Raw genomic sequence first — 15,516 nt, forward strand, 5'->3', positions numbered from 1 at the left:
CTGTGCCGTTGATGAATCCAGTACATCAGCGGGAAGCGAGACGAACCATGGCCACAAGTCTCGATGCCATAAGAGAAAGTCTCAGCGCAGCTCGGCGAAGAACTCCGTGATCTCCTCCGCCATCAACGCGGGCGCCACGTGGTGCAGGTAGTGGGTGAACACGTCGTGCGTGCGCCACGACACGATGTTGTGGTCGCGCTCGGCGAAGCGGCGGATGCCGTGGAAGTCCCCGGTGGAGCCGCACAGCGCGAGCGGAACCGTGGTCGGCGCCGTGGGATGCTCGGCCTTGTCCTTCTCGAAGTAGTGCCGGATCGCCGAACCCGCGGTGCCGGTGAGCCAGTGGATCGCGATATTGGTCAGCACGAAGTCGTCGTCGAGGTCCGGACCGAGCAATTGGCCGTTCCAGCCGACCAGCCCGGCGGGCGAGTCCGTGATCGCGTGCGCCAGCGTCTGCGGTTGCTGCGATTGCAGCACGTTGAAGCCCATCTTGTTCTTCACGAACCAGTCCAGGGTGGCCAGCGACCGCTGCTCGTCATCGGTGAGATCGGCCAGCTCCGCCGGATCGCCGGACGGGAACGAGTACACCTGCGTCACGTGCACGCCGACCACCTGTTCCGGCTCCACCCGCCCGAGTTCCGGCGAGATCTGCGAACCGCCGTCGTTGCCCACCGCGCCGTAGCGGGTGTAGCCGAGCCGCCGCATCAACTCCGCCCAGGCGCGTGCGATCCGGCTGTCGTTCCAGCCCGCTTCGGTGGTGGGGCCGGAGAAGCCGTACCCCGGCACGGAGGGGATCACCAGATCGAACCCGGCGGCGGTGAGCGGCTCGATGACGCCGATGAACTCGACGAAGGTACCGGGCCAGCCGTGCGTGAGGATCAGCGGAAACGCGTCCTCCCGGGTGGACTTCACGTGCAGGAAATGGATGTTCTGGCCGTCGATCTCGGTGGTGAACTGCGGGTAGGCGTTCAACGAGTTCTCCACCCCGCGCCAGTCGAACCCGTCGCGCCAGTAGCCGACGAGGTGGCGCACGCGCTCGACGCTCACCCCGTAGGTATCGCCCGAGCCCGGGATCTGCTCGGCCCAGCGGGTGCGGGCGAGGCGGTCGCGCAGGTCGTCCAGGTCGGCCTGGTCGACGTCGATGCGGAAGGGGGTGATCGCGGACATTTCTGCTCCTTTGAAACGGAATGTTCTGTTCTGATTGAACCGTAACAGAACGGATCGTTCCGTTCAAGTGCTATCCTGGTGTCATGCCGAAAACATCCGACGCCCCAGCTCAGAAGGGTCTACCTGGCCGTAAGGCGCAGGCCGCCCGCAACGACGGCTTGATTCTGGAGGCCGCCCGAGCCGTGTTCCTCGCCGACGCCACGGCCCCGATCTCCGCCGTCGCCGAACGCGCGGGCGTCGGGATCAGTGCGCTGTATCGCCGCTATCCGAGCAAGGAGGTGCTGCTGCGCACGCTCTGCCACGACGGTCTGCGCCGGTACAACGCGGAAGCCGATGCGGCGCTGGAAGATCCGGACGGCTGGCACGGCCTGGTCGGCTTTCTCGAGCGAGTGGTGGACGCCGACGTGCACTCGCTCACCGTGCATCTCGCGGGCACCTTCACCCCTGACGAATCCATGCTGCCCGACGTAACGCGCTCCGGCGAAGCGACCGAGGAGATCGTGCGCCGCGCGCACGCCACCGGCAAGCTGCGCCAGGACGTCACGCCGCAGGATCTCGGGCTGATCCTGGAGTCCTGCGCGGCCGTCGCGGTGCCGAGCCCGGAGCGCACCGTCCAACTGCGCCGCCGCGTGCTCGCGATGCTCGTGGCCGGGCTGTGCGCGGACGGCGACCTCCCTGGCCCCCCACCCGCGCCGGGCGAATTCAACTGGCGCTGGGCTCGGCGATGATTTCTCCCGCGCCGACCGGTCCGCACTGGTAGGAATACCGCTGTCCGCCCCGAAAGGATGCGCCGTGAACTGGACACTCGAGGTCGTCATCGTGCCCGTGTCGGATATCGACCGAGCCAAACAGTTCTACGCCGAACAACTCGGCTTCACCGTCGACCACGATACGAAAATCAATGACAACGTCCGTATCGTGCAACTGACCCCACCCGGCTCGGGCTGTTCGATCGTCATCGGCAAGGGCGCGGTGCCCGACATGACACCCGGCTCCCAGCAAGGCCTGCAACTCGTGGTCAACGACCTGCGCAAAGCCCACGAGGAACTCACCGCCCGAGGCGTCGAGGTCACCGAAATCCAAGTCTTCGGCGAGAATCCCACCCCCATGCCCGACCCACTCGACAACGTCGGATTCTTCTTCTTCACCGACCCGGACGGGAACGGCTGGGGCGTCCAGCAGATCTCGACCCGTCCGTGAGGGTTGTCGCGACGAACGCCGAGTGGGTCTGCCTCGGCTATCGGTTGCCGAGGAAGAGGGTTTGCGTGCTGCGGCCCAAGGGACCCTTTTCGTCGTAGAGCGCCGATTCGGCCATACCTATGCCATGGGGTTGGGGGTAGGTGACGGCGTCGAGGCAGACCCATTCGCCTGCGGGCTGGCGGTGCAGGGTGACCGTCAGGTCGGTGTTGATGAACAGGTACTTCGACCAGTCCATGACCGCGCTGACGCCGTTTCCGGAATCCGCCGCCGCGAGGGTGCGTTCCAGCGGGCTCGGGTCGGTGCCCGCGACGATCGGATATTTGATCCTGATCCAGCACACCGCCGGGCCGGGCTCGGTGAAGGATCCGCTGACGAAGCGGTATTCGATGGCGGTGTGGAAGCCCACCGCCTGGGTGGAGGGGAACGGCGCGGGCACGTCCGCGTGTTCGGGGCCGGGACGTGTGCCGGTGGGCAGGAAACGTTCCGGCAGTAGCAATTCCGGTTCGGACAGCTTGAACCGCCAGGCATTCGCGCGCATCACCGGCCCGCGCTCGGTGGACAGCGTCGCCTCGATGAGTTCGACGCTGCGGCCGGGGCGGACGACCCGCGCCGCCGCGGTGAGCGGTGCCAGTGGCACCGGGCCGAGGATCTCGACCGCGACCCGGCCGACCTGGAACCCCGGGCGCGGCTCGCACCGCTCGATCACGTGCCCGAGCAGCGCCGAGGGCGGACCCGCGTGCTGGGCATCCGGCGACCAGGGGCCGCGGGTCAGCTCGGTGGACAGAAAGCGATCCGGCCGGTCGGGGTCGGGAAGGTAGAAGGCGTCGCTCACAGTGCCCCGCCTGCGCTCGATTCCGTCGTGCGCGCCCGCGCGCACGGTCCTCGGTTCCTTCGCCGGTGCTCGCTCACGTCGCTGTCCGTCCTTCGGGCCGATCGGTCGGGTTGTACAACGACGGTAGCCCGCTCCGGAACGGAACTCGAGGTCAGACCCGGCCGAACGCCAGCGCGACGTTGTGCCCCCCGAAGCCGAACGAATTGTTCAGCGCGAAATCGATGCGCTGGGTGCGCGGCGCGCCCGCGACGATGTCCAGGTCGATCGCCGGGTCGAGATTGTCGAGGTTCAAGGTGGGCGGGACGACCTGATCCCGCAGGGTGAGCATGGTGACCAGCGACTCCAACGCGCCGACCGCCCCGATGGAATGCCCGAGCGCCGATTTCGGCGCGTAGACCGAGGCATCGGGCACCACGGACGCGATCGCGTTGGCCTCCGACGCGTCGCCGATGGAGGTCGACGTGGCGTGCGCGTTCACATGCTGGATGTCCGAAGCTCGCAGTCCTGCGGTGTCGATGGCCTTGCGCATCGCGCGAGCCGCGCCGATGCCCTCCGGCTCGGACGCGACGATGTGATAGGCGTCGGAGGTGATGCCCGCGCCGAGCACCCGCCCGTGCACGGCGGCCCCGCGCGCGCGAGCGTGCCGCTCGGACTCGAGCACCAGCAGCGCGCCCGCCTCGCCGAAGACGAATCCGTCGCGGTCCCGGTCGAACGGGCGTGACGCGCGTTCCGGGTCGTCGTTGCGGGTGCTCATGGCGCGCATCATGGCGAAACTCGCGATGGGCACGGCGTCGATATGCCCTTCGACGCCGCCCGCCACCACCACGTCCGCCTCGCCGGTGGTGATCAGCCGCCACGCGTGCGCGATCGCCTCCGAACCCGAGGAGCAGGCCGACACCGGAGCGAAAACACCTGCCCTCGCTCCGATCTCGAGCCCGACGGTGGCGGCGGGACCGTTCGGCATCACCATCGGCACCGACATCGGCGACACCTTGCGATAGCCGCCCGCGCGCATCGCGTCGACCGCCGAGATCAGCGCGTCGCCGCCCCCGAGCCCGGTGCCGATGGCCACCGCCAATCGGTCACCGTCCACCTCGGGCGCGCCGGCGGAACGCCAGACCCGGCGGCCGAGCACCAGCGCCATCTGCTCGACGTAGGAATGCCTGCGCTGTTCGACCCGGGTGAGCTCGGTGCCGGGCTGTGACTTCAGCTTGCCGCCGATGCGGACCGGCAGGTCGTACTCGGCCACGAAATCGTCCTCGAGCGCACCGATTCCGCTGTGCCCCGCCAGCAATTCGGACCAGGTCGTGTCCATGTCGTCGGCCAGCGACGTGGTCGCCGCGTACCCGGTAACCACCACCGAATCCCGAGTTTCTGAAGCGATTGTTACAGTCACGATGTCATGAATACCTGTACCAATCGCTACAGTCAACCCATGGCCCGCCCCCTAGACCACGCCAAACGCGCTGAACTGCTCGCCGCCGTGGTGCGCTACATCGCCGACCACGGCCTCGCGGACCTGTCGCTGCGGCCACTGGCCGCCGAACTCGGCACCAGCTCGCGCATGCTGATCTACTACTTCACGACCAAAGAAGAGCTGCTGGTCCAAGCGCTGGCGACGCAGCGCCCCGACATCGCGGCCGTATTCGCCGATATCCAGGATGCGTCCGAACTCCGCGACCGCCTCTGGGACTTCTGGACCGTCAACACCTCGGGTGAGGGCCGCACGAGCGTGCGGGTGATGCTGCAAGTCGTCGGCGCGGCATGCGCTCCGCGGAGTCCGTACGCCGACTACGCCGTCTCGGCGATCGCCGCGTTCGTGTCGGCGCTGGCCGACGGGCTGCGCAACCTTCCGTCCATTGACGACCCCGAAGTCGTTGCGACCCTGCTTGTGTCGGGCTTGCGAGGGATTTTGCAGGACCGGATGATCACCGGCGAGGTCGAGCGCACCGACCGCGCGGCCCGCCGCCTGATCGAGCAGACGGTGCTCTGAACTCGCATATCGGCGCATCCGGGCGGTCATGGTGCGACGGTGACCATTCATCCGACCGAGCGACCAGAGTGAGGTAGGCGCCTTCGCCTGATGCCGCCGGAGATCCTCACGCAGCAGGTCGTCGCCGAAATCACTCGACAGCGGACTCCGGATGCGCATGCGCGAAGACGCGTTTCAGCATCGCGTGCAGTTGATCGCGCTCGGCCGGGTCCAATGGGGCGAGGATTTCGTCGCCGACCTGACCGGCCTCCCGATCGAGGGAACGCAATGCCGCGCGGCCGGTGCGGGTGATGCGCACGGTGATCCGGCGACGGTCGCGGTCGTCGCGCGTGCGTTCCACCCGACCGGCGGCTTCCAGTTCGTCGACGATCTTGGCGACGTCGCTGGGGTGGATGGCCAGACGCTCGGCCAGATCCCGTTGGGCGTGCGGGCCGAAATCGGCCAGCGCCGCGAGGATCGCCATGTGCCACAGGCGCAGGCCGCGGGCGGCGAGCCGGTCGGCGAATCGGCCGCGCGCGGTCTTGCCCACCCGGGACAGGAGGTAGATGTCGAGGCCGAGCAGGCTCGGCGGCAGTGCGCGTCCGGAGTCCATCGAACTATTGTAGGTCCGGACCTACAATAGGTTCGCACCAACTAGTTGGAGACGCCGTGGACGCACTTCATCCGAGACTTCTGGTCACCCGATTCGCCGAATGCTTCGAGTTCTACGCGGCCGTGCTGCCCGAGCTGATCGGGGCGACCCTGATCAAGGGAACCGCTGCGGGTCCCTATGCGAACTGGGACGTCGGGGACCAAGGTGCGCTTGTGCTCTTCGATCGCTCCGCGATGGCGGAGGTCGTCGCGACGTCGGCGCTGCCGGAGCGAGCCGCGCCGTCGCAGGACGCGGTCATGTTCGTCTGCCGGGTCCGCGATGTCGACGCGGGTGCGAAACTGTGCGCCGAGCACGGCGCGACGGTTGTCACGGGTCCGGCCGATCGGCCGCAGTGGGGCCCCGGGCTGCGCACCGCCCACCTGCGTGACCCGGAGGGCACGCTGATCGAACTCCAGTCCTACTGATCGCCGAGCGGTTCTGATCGGAAAAGTCATGTGTGGAGGGGCGCTTTCGATCCGCGCCTCTTCCCGGTTCAACCCCACCCGATGCAGGGGGTGGACGTATCCGTGGTCAGCGACGCGGAGCCGTGAAGAACGGCGCCGCGTCGCTCGACTGACCTGACCGCTGTCAGCCTGTCGACCGTGAAACCGGGCAACTGCGTTCGATTTCCCAGTGCGCCTGGGGCATCGGAGGCTCGTCTCCGGCAGCTACTCGGCGTATGGCTGATCCTCGCCCTGGGCGCTGTAGCCGATGCTCCAGATGTAGCCGTCGGGGTCCGCGAAGGTGCCGCCGTACCCACCCCACTGCGTTGCGGCGGCAGGCTCGAGGACCGTGGCACCCGCCTTCTCGGCTTCGTCGAGAATCTCGTCGACCCGCGCCTCACTGCGTACCACGTATGTCAGGGCCAGCCCGCTGAAACCGCTCCCTTCCGGACTCGTACCCATCTCTGCGGCCAGACCCTCGCGACCGTAGAAGCCGATGAGCGGCCCGTCCTCGGCCGAGAAGAACACCGACACGCCGTAGTCCCGATCGACCTTCCAACCGAGCCCGTCCACGTAGAAACGCTTGGACCGATCCATATCCTGGACGCCGAGCAGGATCGAGCTGATATTCGCTTTCATTCCGTTTCTCCTTAGGTCATATAGGCCGGGGACGCACACGACGGTCACGCTATTGGTGGCCCGCTGGGCAGCGCTTCTCGAATCCTGACCGGTTCGGCCGCCGGGCCGGACTGCTCCTCGCGGTATCCCTGACCGGTAGACACGGCAGCGGCTGGGGCCAACCGAACGCCTGTCCGGTGCGGGGGGTGCACTAAGCCCGGCCACCGGTCCGGCGGAAGCCATGACCGACCGGCCATGTGTGCGCACTCGCCTCGGGAGTTATGCCCTCGGCAGGTCTCGATGTTCGGGCCGATGCACGCGGCTGACGAGAACCAACAGGTCCCGTAACCTCGGGCCATGGGCGCAGATCTCGGGGAACGCCTGCGATCGGTTCGCAAGCGTAGCGGTCTGACACAACGTGAACTCGCAGATAGTTCGGGGGTATCGCTATCCTTGATTCGCAAGATCGAGCAGGGCGAACGCGACGACACCCGGATGCAGACGCTTCGGCGGCTCGCGGTGGCGATGAGCTGCCCACTCTCCGCGCTGCTCGGCCCCGACCCTCGCCTCCCTGAGAGCGGAAACGGGGAGCTTTGGCACCCGGCTCGGCAAGCGCTCGTCACCACCGCAGGGCCGCAATCGAACGATCCGCCGCCCGAGCGCAGTATGTACGAGTCTCTTGCCGCAGCGGTGAAGCTCTATCACGACAACGAGTACGAGCAGTTGGCCCGCGTGCTTCCACAGCTGATAGCCGACGGCCGCGAGGCCCCGCCGCTCATCCGCTCGCGCATCCTTCAGTTGGTCGGCTCTGTGATGGTCCAGACGCGGCAACTCCAGCCCGCAAGAACGGCACTGGAGCAGTCGCTTCGGGATGCCGAGGCGACAGGGAGTGTGCTCGATGCCGCCTCGGCGGTGATCACTCTGTGTTGGTTGCTGCTTGTCGAGCGACGGTTCGAGCAGGTCCGGACCCTGGCTGTGTCATGGGCAGACCGGATCGAGCCCCGCTTGTCGGTGGCCACGACGCGGGAACTTTCGACTTGGGGATGGTTGTTGCTGCGCGGCTCGGCCGCAGCGATCCGCGACAACCGCCCGGATGAAGCAGACGACATGATCCGCCTCGCGAACGCGGCAGCGGTGGCGGTCAAGCGGGATTCGGGTAGCTATCACCAATACTGGACGACTTTCGGGCCTGCCACGGTCGCTATGAAGCGTGTCGAAAATGCCATCGTCGACGACCGTCCCGACCTGGCATTGCGACTGGCAGGGGACGTGCCGCCGGGGCTCGGCCCGACGTCGGACAACCGCAACAGGCATCTGCTCGATGTCGCGGCAGCGCACATCGAACTTCGGGGCTATGACACCGCGTTCGACGTTCTGACTCAGCTGTCGCGGGAGGCTCGGCCTTGGCTGATCGAACAGCGATTCGCCAAAGACCTGCTCGGCCGGATCGTCACCAAGCGTCGCACCCTGACACACGAAATGCGAGAACTCGCAGACCTTATAAGGCTGGAATACTAGCTCCTTCAATGCATTACGCATTTACCGATGGCACTTTCAACCGGATGCCGCCGAGAGTGCCATTGTTGGACAGCTCCTCAGCCTGTGACGCTGACTCAGGCCCCGACGCCGGGGTGAGCGGGCCGATTCCTCATCTGCCGCGCCAGCACAGCTATGGCCGCTGGCTGGTGTATGCCCTCGGCGTCGGGTGCTTTCCAATCGGATCGCAGGGAGGCGCAGGGATATGGATGCGAGCAGTGACCAGGGGTTGTATTCGGCGGGTGTGGCCGAGTTGGAACGGATTGCGGCGTATCTGAGAGGCGAGTCCATGCCGCCGCGGGGGTTGCCGACGGTTGCGCCTGGTTTGTCGGCGATCGGGTTGCGGTGCCTATCGGTCGCGGGTGCGGAGGCGGCTAGCGATCAGGCCACCATTGAGGCGCTGGCACGTCGGCACGGCTATACGTTGTCGCACACGTATGTGGTTGCCCCGCAGACTATCTCGTTGGTCATTGTGACGGCTGTGCTGGAAATGGTGCACGTGGCGCGGGCCGGGGCGGTGATCGTTCCGGGGATGGCGCATCTGGGCGGGACGGTCCCGGCCGAGTTCGCGCGGGTGTGCAGCGTGGTTATGCCGGGGCATGTGATGCTCGGCCGCGCGCTGTATCCCACGTCCGCGCCTCCACCGCCCGGTGACCGTATCGACGGGGAGGTGCGGGAATAAGCGTGTGGAGTTTCGATCTGGCGACCCCGCACGGACGGTGCGCGTTCTACAAACTGGTCTGCCAGCTCCCGGCCGAGGCCGAACCGGTCAGGACGAGCCGATGAGCCGGCGCGGGATTGCCCACTGCGCTCGCACACGAGTTCTCGGCCATCGACGGGGCATCGGTGCCACTGTGGCGGCGGGTGTGTTGCGGGCGGCACGGTGACCGGCCCGGCTGGTTCTCCCCACCCGGAGGAGCCCGACGTTCACCTGTCGGTGTACCTGCACGACCAGCGCATGGACTTCGCCGCCTGCCTGACCGCCGCCCTGGTGTTCGTGCAGGAATGGAACGCCCATCCTCGCCCCGACGCGGTAACTGTGCTGCCCGGCGACCCGGCCGGGCTCCCGCGCTTACCCTGCGAACGGCTCTACCTCGAACCCTGAGCCAGGCGACGAACCCGGCGTCCCGCTAGGGCACGACCAGCAAGTAGACGGCGTTGCCTTTGCGGGTCTGGGTCGACGGCCAGGTGGCTCTCCACCCAACAAGCGCCACGGCTGAGCTGGCCGGACTTCGCTGGCCTTGCGGTATCCGGTAGATGCACCCGTCTGGTGCATCGGCGACATATCAGGCAAGCAGGTGTCTCGACCGGCTGCCCGTGTATGCCGGTTGATTATTTCGGCGCCGCTTCGAATTGTCCCATCTTGCGATTCAGATTTACTCGGGTGCGTAGAGTTCAGGCTCGAAGAGTGCTTTGGCGCCGGCACGGGTGTGGAGCTTCCGTTGCAGTGAGCGCAGGATCTGGATTGCTTCGGTATCGCGTATCGCGTTGACGAGTTGGAACTCCACGCCCGCGCCGAAGAGGTCACTGCCGAAGGCCGGTTCGCTCAGAAACAGCACCCTCGCGGTCTCGACCTCGGTCAGCATGGCTCCATCGCGGACCGCGCGACGGAGCCTGGCGGCTTCTTCATCGAAGCGGTCACGGTCGGCAAACCCCAGTGCGCGCACGGGGATCGGCGCGTTCGTCGATACTCCGACCCAGCTGGCCAGAGCTCCGTCCACGAAATCGCGTTCCGCGGGCGTCAGCTTCGACATATCGAATTCCAACAGTCTCTCTCCTGAAGTCGTTGTCGTTGCCTACCGATTTCCGCCGGGTTTTCCCGGGGGCGTCCCTCCGGTGCCGCCGGGGACCCTTGAAGGGTCCAGTCAGCGTGAACGATTGGCTGTGGACTCGTCGACAATGCTGGGCAATTCCGAAGCCGCGCTGCGCCGGGCGCGTTTCCCGATGCTGTGCATGCAGATGGAGCCGTGCTGGAGGTGTTCGACCGGCTGCACGAAACATCGTTGCGGGACCGCGCTGCTGCGGTACGCAGGAAATGGAATCCCGCCGCCCGCCGGATCGCGGCGGGCGGCGGGTGGTGGTTACGAGACGACGGGCAGGTAGACGGCGTTGCCTTTGCCCGCGAACTCGGCGGACTTCTCCGCCATGCCCGCTTCCAGCGCCTCGACCTCGTTCAGGCCGTGGCGCTCGGCGTATTCGCGCACGTCCGCCGAGATCCGCATCGAGCAGAACTTCGGGCCGCACATCGAGCAGAAGTGCGCGGTCTTGGCGGGTTCGGCGGGCAGCGTTTCGTCGTGGTACTCGCGGGCGGTGTCCGGGTCGAGGGACAGGGCGAACTGGTCACGCCAGCGGAATTCGAAACGGGCCTTGGACAGTTCGTCGTCCCGCTGCTGGGCGTGCGGGTGTCCCTTGGCCAGGTCGGCGGCGTGCGCGGCGATCTTGTAGGTGATCACGCCGACTTTCACGTCGTCGCGGTTGGGCAGGCCCAGGTGCTCCTTCGGGGTGACGTAGCAGAGCATGGCGGTGCCCGCCTGCGCGATGATGGCCGCGCCGATCGCCGAGGTGATGTGGTCGTAGGCCGGTGCGATGTCGGTGGCGAGCGGGCCGAGCGTGTAGAACGGCGCCTCCTCGCACCACTCCTCCTCGAGCCGGACGTTCTCCACGATCTTGTGCATCGGCACGTGACCGGGACCCTCGATCATCACCTGCACACCATGGGATTTCGCGATCTTGGTCAGTTCGCCCAGGGTGCGCAGCTCGGCGAATTGCGCCTCGTCGTTGGCGTCGGCGATGGAGCCGGGCCGCAGGCCGTCCCCGAGGGAGAAGGTGACGTCGTAGCGCGCGAGGATCTCGCAGAGTTCCTCGAAGTGCGTGTACAGGAACGATTCCTGGTGATGCGCCAGGCACCAGGCCGCCATGATCGACCCGCCGCGCGAGACGATGCCGGTCACCCGCTTGGCGGTCAGCGGGATGTAGCGCAGCAGCACGCCCGCGTGCACGGTCATGTAGTCCACGCCCTGCTCGCACTGCTCGATCACGGTGTCGCGGTAGATTTCCCAGGTGAGCGCGGTGGGGTCGCCGTTCACCTTCTCCAGCGCCTGGTAGATCGGCACGGTGCCGACCGGGACGGGGGAGTTGCGCAGGATCCACTCGCGCGTCTCGTGAATGTTCTTGCCGGTCGACAGGTCCATGATGGTGTCCGCGCCCCAGCGGGTCGCCCACACCATCTTCTCCACCTCCTCGGCGATCGAGGAGGAGACGGCCGAGTTCCCGATGTTCGCGTTGATCTTGACCAGGAATTTCTTGCCGATGATGGTCGGCTCGAGTTCCGGATGCTTATGGTTGGCCGGGATCACCGCGCGGCCCGCGGCGACCTCTTCGCGCACCAGCTCCGCCGCGACGCCTTCGCGCGCGGCGATGAAGCGCATCTCGGGCGTGACGATGCCCTCGCGGGCCCAGGCGAGCTGGGTGCGCGGGCCCGCCCCCTCGGATCTGGTCCAGGTGTCACGCAGCTTCGGTAGACCGCCTTCGAGATCGATCGTCGCCGTCTCGTCGGTGTACGGCCCCGAGGTGTCGTAGACGTCGAAGTGTTCGCCATTGGTCAGATTGATCCGGCGCACCGGTATGCGCAGGTCTTCGACTTCGAGATAGTGCTTGACGCTGCCCTCGATGGGGCCGGTGGTGACGCTGTCGACTGGTGCGGTTGCGCCATTGGACGCAGCGGCGGGTGCCATTTTTCCTCCCTACGCCGGCATTACCCGGTCAGGTTCATACGGTCGACGGCCCTGACGCCTCTCGGCTAGCCGTCCTCTCAGCCCGCTGGTGCGAGCCCCCGTTGGTTGTGAAATTTTCCCGCCCGACCATACCCGGACCGCCCGGCCGCGTGCCCGGCGATTCGCCGCGATCGAGCGAACTCCCAGGCACTGGCATCGGCGGCGAGGTGCCGAGGCGCGTGCCGGGATGAGGCGCTGCCGAATACCGGGAGACCGGTCAGGCGCTCGGGAAGGTATGGCGAAGGACTCCGCGCGACGGTCGAGATCACGAGTCTTCCGGTGTGGCCGAATGGCCGGGGGCGCCGCGGGTGCGGCGGGCTTCTTTCATCTCGGCTTCGTAGAGGTGGCGGCGACCGTCGAGCAATTCGTCTCGGGCGGCGCGTTCGATGTCGCGGAACAGGGCGTAGTAGCCGTCGTCGTATTCCTCGATGATCTGGAACGTCCAGCGTCCGGCCAGCACGTTGCGACCGATCAATTCGGTGGATATCCGGTCGGCGATGCGGGCATGGCCCGCCTCGCGGAACAGCTCCACGGCCTCGTCGAGCGCCAGGTCGGCGCCGCCGGTCAGCTGGTGGAAGGCGTACAGGTGACCGCGGGCGCGTTCGATGATCTCCAGGGCCTCCGAGAGTTTGCCGGTGGCGGCGATGGTGGCGTCGTCGACGCCGTCGGGCCTGCGGTGCGCTTCGTCCGGGCGATCGGTCATGACCTCGCTCCTTGTCTGGCGGATGCAACCGTAGCCGCGGCGTACCCGGAAGGGGACGAGCTCAAGCGCTGGAAGATTGCTGCTGCGCTCCGCCGGAGCGGGGGACTTTCGCCGCCCTCCACCCGGATCGGTGGAGAGCCTTCGGCGACGGCCGAACCGATGCCTAACGGCCGACGACACCCGCGGCACTACCGCTCGGTAGCGGGGCTCAGCGCGGATGCGCGGGACGGATGCGGCCGGTGACCTCGCCCAATCCGATGCGGGACATGCGGGGACCGGGGGCCGATGCCGTGATCGTCACTTCGTCGCCGTCTTCGAGAAAGGTGCGTTGCCCGTCGTTCACCGGAATCGGTTGAGTCCCACCCCAGGACAATTCGATGAACGACCCGCGCTGGTCCGGTTCGGGGCCGGAGATGGTGCCCGAGGCGTACAGATCACCGGGACGGGTGGAAGCTCCGTTCGCGGTGAGATGAGCGAGCATCTGCGCTGGTGACCAGTACATCCGGGCATAGGGCGGGTGCGCGACCGGTTGCCCGTTCCACGCCACGGTGAGATCGATGTCCAGGCCCCACGCCTCGCTACCCCGCAGGTAGGGCAGTGGCGCGGGCGACTGCTCGGGCAGCGGTATGCGCGCGGACTCCAGGGCGGCCAGCGGGGTGATCCACGGTGCGAGCGAGGTCGCGAACGACTTACCGAGAAAGGGCCCGAGCGGTTGATACTCCCAGGCCTGGATATCGCGTGCGGACCAATCGTTGACCAGCGCGACGCCGAAGACCCGGTCGGCGAACTCGTCGATGCCGACCGGCACGCCGAGCCGCGAGCCGACACCGATCACGAAGCCGAGTTCGGCCTCGATGTCCAGCCGCCGCGAGGGGCCGAACTCCGGCGCGCCGGATTCGGCTCGGCGCTGCCCGCACGGCCGCGCCACCTCGGTGCCCGACACCACCACGGTCCCCGCCCGTCCGTGATAGCCCACCGGCAGGTGACGCCAGTTCGGCAGCAGCGGGTCACCGTCCGGCCGGAACAGGCGGCCGAGATTCGTCGCGTGATCGATGCTCGCGTAGAAGTCCACGTAGTCGCCGATCCGTATGGGCAGCCGCAGTTCCACGTCGGACAGGGGATGGACGGCGGCGCTGTCCAGCTCGCCTTCGACCGCCTCGCGAATCCGGTCGCGGACCGCGCGCCAGCGTACGGGCCCCTGCGCCAGGAAGGCGTTCAGGCTCGGTTCGGCGAACACCGGATCATCCAGGAGCGCGAGCACATCGATGACGTGTTCGCCGAGCCGCACGCCCACCCGGTGGCTTCTTCCGCGCGGCGCGAACACCCCGTACGGCAGGTTGTCCGGACCGAACAAAGACTCCGGGGATACCTCGACCCTGGTCCTCACGCGGGGCCCCGCCCGGACCAGGTCCACGCGTAGGTCGGGTCCTCGCAGGCCAGGGCGCCTTCACCGAGTTCCAGCGGGCGGAAGGTGTCCACCATGACGGCCAGCTCGTCGAAGTAATCGATGCCGATGCTGTTCTCGTAGGCGCCGGGTTGCGGACCGTGGGCGTAACCGCCGGGGTGCACCGACACCGAGCCCTGAGTGATCCCGGAGCCCTTGCGCGCCTCGTAGTTGCCGCCGCAATAGAACATGACCTCGTCGGAATCGACGTTGGAGTGGTAGTACGGCACGGGGATCGACAGCGGGTGGTAGTCCACCTTGCGCGGTACGAAATTGCAGATGACGAAGTTGCCGCCCTCGAATGCCTGATGGACGGGCGGCGGCTGATGAATGCGCCCGGTGATCGGCTCGAAGTCGGCGATATTGAATGTGAACGGATACAGGCAGCCGTCCCAGCCGACCACGTCGAACGGGTGGGTGGCGTAGACCATCCGGGTGCCGACGACCTGCCCGCCGGCCCGGTGCTTGACCAGCACTTCCACCTCGGTGCCGGTCGCGGTGATCGTATCGGCCGGTCCGTGCAGGTCGCGCTCGCAGTACGGGGCGTGCTCGAGCAGCTGACCGAACTTCGACAGATAGCGCTTCGGCGGAGTGATGTGGCCGGCAGCCTCGATCACGTACGCCCGCAGCGGTTCCGGGCCGGTGGGCCGCCAGCGATGCGTGGTGGCTCGCGGAATGAGCACTTGATCGCCCTGCCGCGCGGGCAGTGCGCCGAACACGGTCTCGACCACCGCCGCGCCGGACTCCACGTACACCAGTTCGTCTCCGATCGCGTTGCGGTACAACGGCGATCCGCCCTTGGCGACGACGTAGGAGATGCGCACGTCGGCGTTGCCGAGCAGCAACCGCCGCCCGGTGACCGGATCGGTCTCCGACGGCGTGTCGCCGGGGAACAGGTTGTGCAGCCGCAGATGACGATGGCGCAGTGGATGATTCGGCGTGGTCCGCTGATCGGGCAACTCCCAGACCGTCGAATCGACCAGCGCGGGCGGCAGGCCGCGGTGATAGAGCAGCGAGGAGTCGCCGGAGAAGCCCTCCTCGCCCATCAGCTCCTCGTAGTAGAGCCGGCCCTGCTCATCCCGATGCTGGGTGTGCCGCTTCGGCGGTACCGCACCCACTTGCCGATAGAACGCCATGCCCGTTCCTCCGCCAGCCGGTGGTCGGATAGTTGATCACCAT

At 67.2% G+C, this 15,516-nt stretch carries 17 protein-coding genes; 7 read left to right on the plus strand and 10 right to left on the minus strand.

The window, feature by feature from the left end:
• Positions 1-81: 81 nt before the first annotated feature.
• Positions 82-1,164, minus strand: a complete 1,083-nt coding sequence (locus ACZ6DL_RS10545; RefSeq protein WP_466050263.1) for an epoxide hydrolase family protein — start codon at positions 1,162-1,164, stop codon at positions 82-84.
• 83 nt (positions 1,165-1,247) lie between these two features.
• Between ACZ6DL_RS10545 and ACZ6DL_RS10550 the strand changes: the two genes are divergently transcribed.
• Together ACZ6DL_RS10550 and ACZ6DL_RS10555 are read left to right on the plus strand one after the other, a co-directional pair.
• Positions 1,248-1,892, plus strand: coding sequence for a TetR/AcrR family transcriptional regulator (locus tag ACZ6DL_RS10550; protein ID WP_466050264.1), 645 nt, complete (start codon positions 1,248-1,250; stop codon positions 1,890-1,892).
• Positions 1,893-1,956: 64 nt separating this feature from the next.
• Positions 1,957-2,364: a VOC family protein gene (locus ACZ6DL_RS10555; RefSeq protein ID WP_466050265.1), complete on the plus strand. Its 408-nt coding sequence runs from the start codon at positions 1,957-1,959 to the stop codon at positions 2,362-2,364.
• 37 nt (positions 2,365-2,401) lie between these two features.
• Here ACZ6DL_RS10555 and ACZ6DL_RS10560 read toward each other — a convergent pair whose 3' ends face one another.
• Positions 2,402-3,196, minus strand: coding sequence for a thioesterase family protein (locus tag ACZ6DL_RS10560; RefSeq protein ID WP_466050266.1), 795 nt, complete (start codon positions 3,194-3,196; stop codon positions 2,402-2,404).
• A 151-nt stretch (positions 3,197-3,347) separates the two neighbouring features.
• The gene (locus tag ACZ6DL_RS10565; protein WP_466050267.1) at positions 3,348-4,592 is read right to left on the minus strand and encodes a KasA/KasB family beta-ketoacyl-ACP synthase; all 1,245 of its coding nucleotides are present in this window, start codon (positions 4,590-4,592) and stop codon (positions 3,348-3,350) included.
• Positions 4,593-4,631: 39 nt separating this feature from the next.
• Here ACZ6DL_RS10565 and ACZ6DL_RS10570 point away from each other — a divergent pair, with 39 nt between their 5' ends.
• Complete coding sequence (locus ACZ6DL_RS10570) at positions 4,632-5,189, plus strand: TetR/AcrR family transcriptional regulator (protein WP_466050268.1); 558 nt, start codon at positions 4,632-4,634, stop codon at positions 5,187-5,189.
• 130 nt (positions 5,190-5,319) lie between these two features.
• On the opposite strand, the gene ACZ6DL_RS10575 is transcribed toward ACZ6DL_RS10570, so the two are convergent.
• Positions 5,320-5,781: a MarR family winged helix-turn-helix transcriptional regulator gene (locus tag ACZ6DL_RS10575; protein WP_466050269.1), complete on the minus strand. Its 462-nt coding sequence runs from the start codon at positions 5,779-5,781 to the stop codon at positions 5,320-5,322.
• Between the two features lie 56 nt (positions 5,782-5,837).
• Between ACZ6DL_RS10575 and ACZ6DL_RS10580 the strand changes: the two genes are divergently transcribed.
• Entirely contained in the window at positions 5,838-6,245 is a 408-nt protein-coding gene (locus ACZ6DL_RS10580) for a VOC family protein (RefSeq protein ID WP_466050270.1), read from the plus strand.
• Positions 6,246-6,488: 243 nt separating this feature from the next.
• Here the strand turns inward: ACZ6DL_RS10580 and ACZ6DL_RS10585 are convergent, their stop codons facing one another.
• Complete coding sequence (locus ACZ6DL_RS10585; protein ID WP_466050271.1) at positions 6,489-6,902, minus strand: VOC family protein; 414 nt, start codon at positions 6,900-6,902, stop codon at positions 6,489-6,491.
• A 336-nt stretch (positions 6,903-7,238) separates the two neighbouring features.
• On the opposite strand from ACZ6DL_RS10585, the gene ACZ6DL_RS10590 reads away from it, so the two are divergent.
• The 3 genes from ACZ6DL_RS10590 to ACZ6DL_RS10600 all read left to right on the plus strand — a co-directional run bounded on the left by ACZ6DL_RS10590 (position 7,239) and on the right by ACZ6DL_RS10600 (position 9,522).
• Entirely contained in the window at positions 7,239-8,399 is a 1,161-nt protein-coding gene (locus ACZ6DL_RS10590; protein ID WP_466050272.1) for a helix-turn-helix domain-containing protein, read from the plus strand.
• A 223-nt stretch (positions 8,400-8,622) separates the two neighbouring features.
• Entirely contained in the window at positions 8,623-9,099 is a 477-nt protein-coding gene (locus ACZ6DL_RS10595; protein ID WP_466050273.1) for a hypothetical protein, read from the plus strand.
• A 201-nt stretch (positions 9,100-9,300) separates the two neighbouring features.
• Positions 9,301-9,522, plus strand: coding sequence for a hypothetical protein (locus ACZ6DL_RS10600; RefSeq protein ID WP_466050274.1), 222 nt, complete (start codon positions 9,301-9,303; stop codon positions 9,520-9,522).
• Between the two features lie 271 nt (positions 9,523-9,793).
• Here ACZ6DL_RS10600 and ACZ6DL_RS10605 read toward each other — a convergent pair whose 3' ends face one another.
• From ACZ6DL_RS10605 to ACZ6DL_RS10625, 5 genes are all read right to left on the minus strand, one after another.
• Entirely contained in the window at positions 9,794-10,183 is a 390-nt protein-coding gene (locus ACZ6DL_RS10605; RefSeq protein WP_466050275.1) for a hypothetical protein, read from the minus strand.
• 315 nt (positions 10,184-10,498) lie between these two features.
• On the minus strand, positions 10,499-12,151 hold the full coding sequence (thiC, locus tag ACZ6DL_RS10610) for a phosphomethylpyrimidine synthase ThiC (RefSeq protein ID WP_466050276.1): 1,653 nt from the start codon (positions 12,149-12,151) through the stop codon (positions 10,499-10,501).
• A 304-nt stretch (positions 12,152-12,455) separates the two neighbouring features.
• Entirely contained in the window at positions 12,456-12,893 is a 438-nt protein-coding gene (locus tag ACZ6DL_RS10615; protein ID WP_466050277.1) for a hypothetical protein, read from the minus strand.
• Between the two features lie 208 nt (positions 12,894-13,101).
• The gene (gene fahA / locus ACZ6DL_RS10620; protein WP_466050278.1) at positions 13,102-14,280 is read right to left on the minus strand and encodes a fumarylacetoacetase; all 1,179 of its coding nucleotides are present in this window, start codon (positions 14,278-14,280) and stop codon (positions 13,102-13,104) included.
• Positions 14,277-15,473: a cupin domain-containing protein gene (locus ACZ6DL_RS10625; RefSeq protein WP_466050279.1), complete on the minus strand. Its 1,197-nt coding sequence runs from the start codon at positions 15,471-15,473 to the stop codon at positions 14,277-14,279. Before ACZ6DL_RS10625 ends, fahA begins: the two co-directional genes overlap by 4 nt.
• Between the last annotated feature and the right edge of the window lie 43 nt (positions 15,474-15,516).

The sequence above is a fragment of the Nocardia sp. NPDC041819 genome, from assembly GCF_055590505.1.

Excerpts from the sequence above, each read along its gene's own strand:
- ACZ6DL_RS10595 (WP_466050273.1), top strand. The coding sequence starts at position 8,623 with ATGGATGCGAGCAGTGACCAGGGGTTGTATTCGGCGGGTGTGGCCGAG.
- ACZ6DL_RS10550 (WP_466050264.1), top strand. The coding sequence starts at position 1,248 with ATGCCGAAAACATCCGACGCCCCAGCTCAGAAGGGTCTACCTGGCCGT.
- ACZ6DL_RS10545 (WP_466050263.1), bottom strand. The coding sequence starts at position 1,164 with ATGTCCGCGATCACCCCCTTCCGCATCGACGTCGACCAGGCCGACCTG.
- ACZ6DL_RS10615 (WP_466050277.1), bottom strand. The coding sequence starts at position 12,893 with ATGACCGATCGCCCGGACGAAGCGCACCGCAGGCCCGACGGCGTCGAC.
- ACZ6DL_RS10625 (WP_466050279.1), bottom strand. The coding sequence starts at position 15,473 with ATGGCGTTCTATCGGCAAGTGGGTGCGGTACCGCCGAAGCGGCACACC.
- ACZ6DL_RS10585 (WP_466050271.1), bottom strand. The coding sequence starts at position 6,902 with ATGAAAGCGAATATCAGCTCGATCCTGCTCGGCGTCCAGGATATGGAT.
- thiC (WP_466050276.1), bottom strand. The coding sequence starts at position 12,151 with ATGGCACCCGCCGCTGCGTCCAATGGCGCAACCGCACCAGTCGACAGC.
- ACZ6DL_RS10570 (WP_466050268.1), top strand. The coding sequence starts at position 4,632 with ATGGCCCGCCCCCTAGACCACGCCAAACGCGCTGAACTGCTCGCCGCC.
- ACZ6DL_RS10575 (WP_466050269.1), bottom strand. The coding sequence starts at position 5,781 with ATGGACTCCGGACGCGCACTGCCGCCGAGCCTGCTCGGCCTCGACATC.
- ACZ6DL_RS10590 (WP_466050272.1), top strand. The coding sequence starts at position 7,239 with ATGGGCGCAGATCTCGGGGAACGCCTGCGATCGGTTCGCAAGCGTAGC.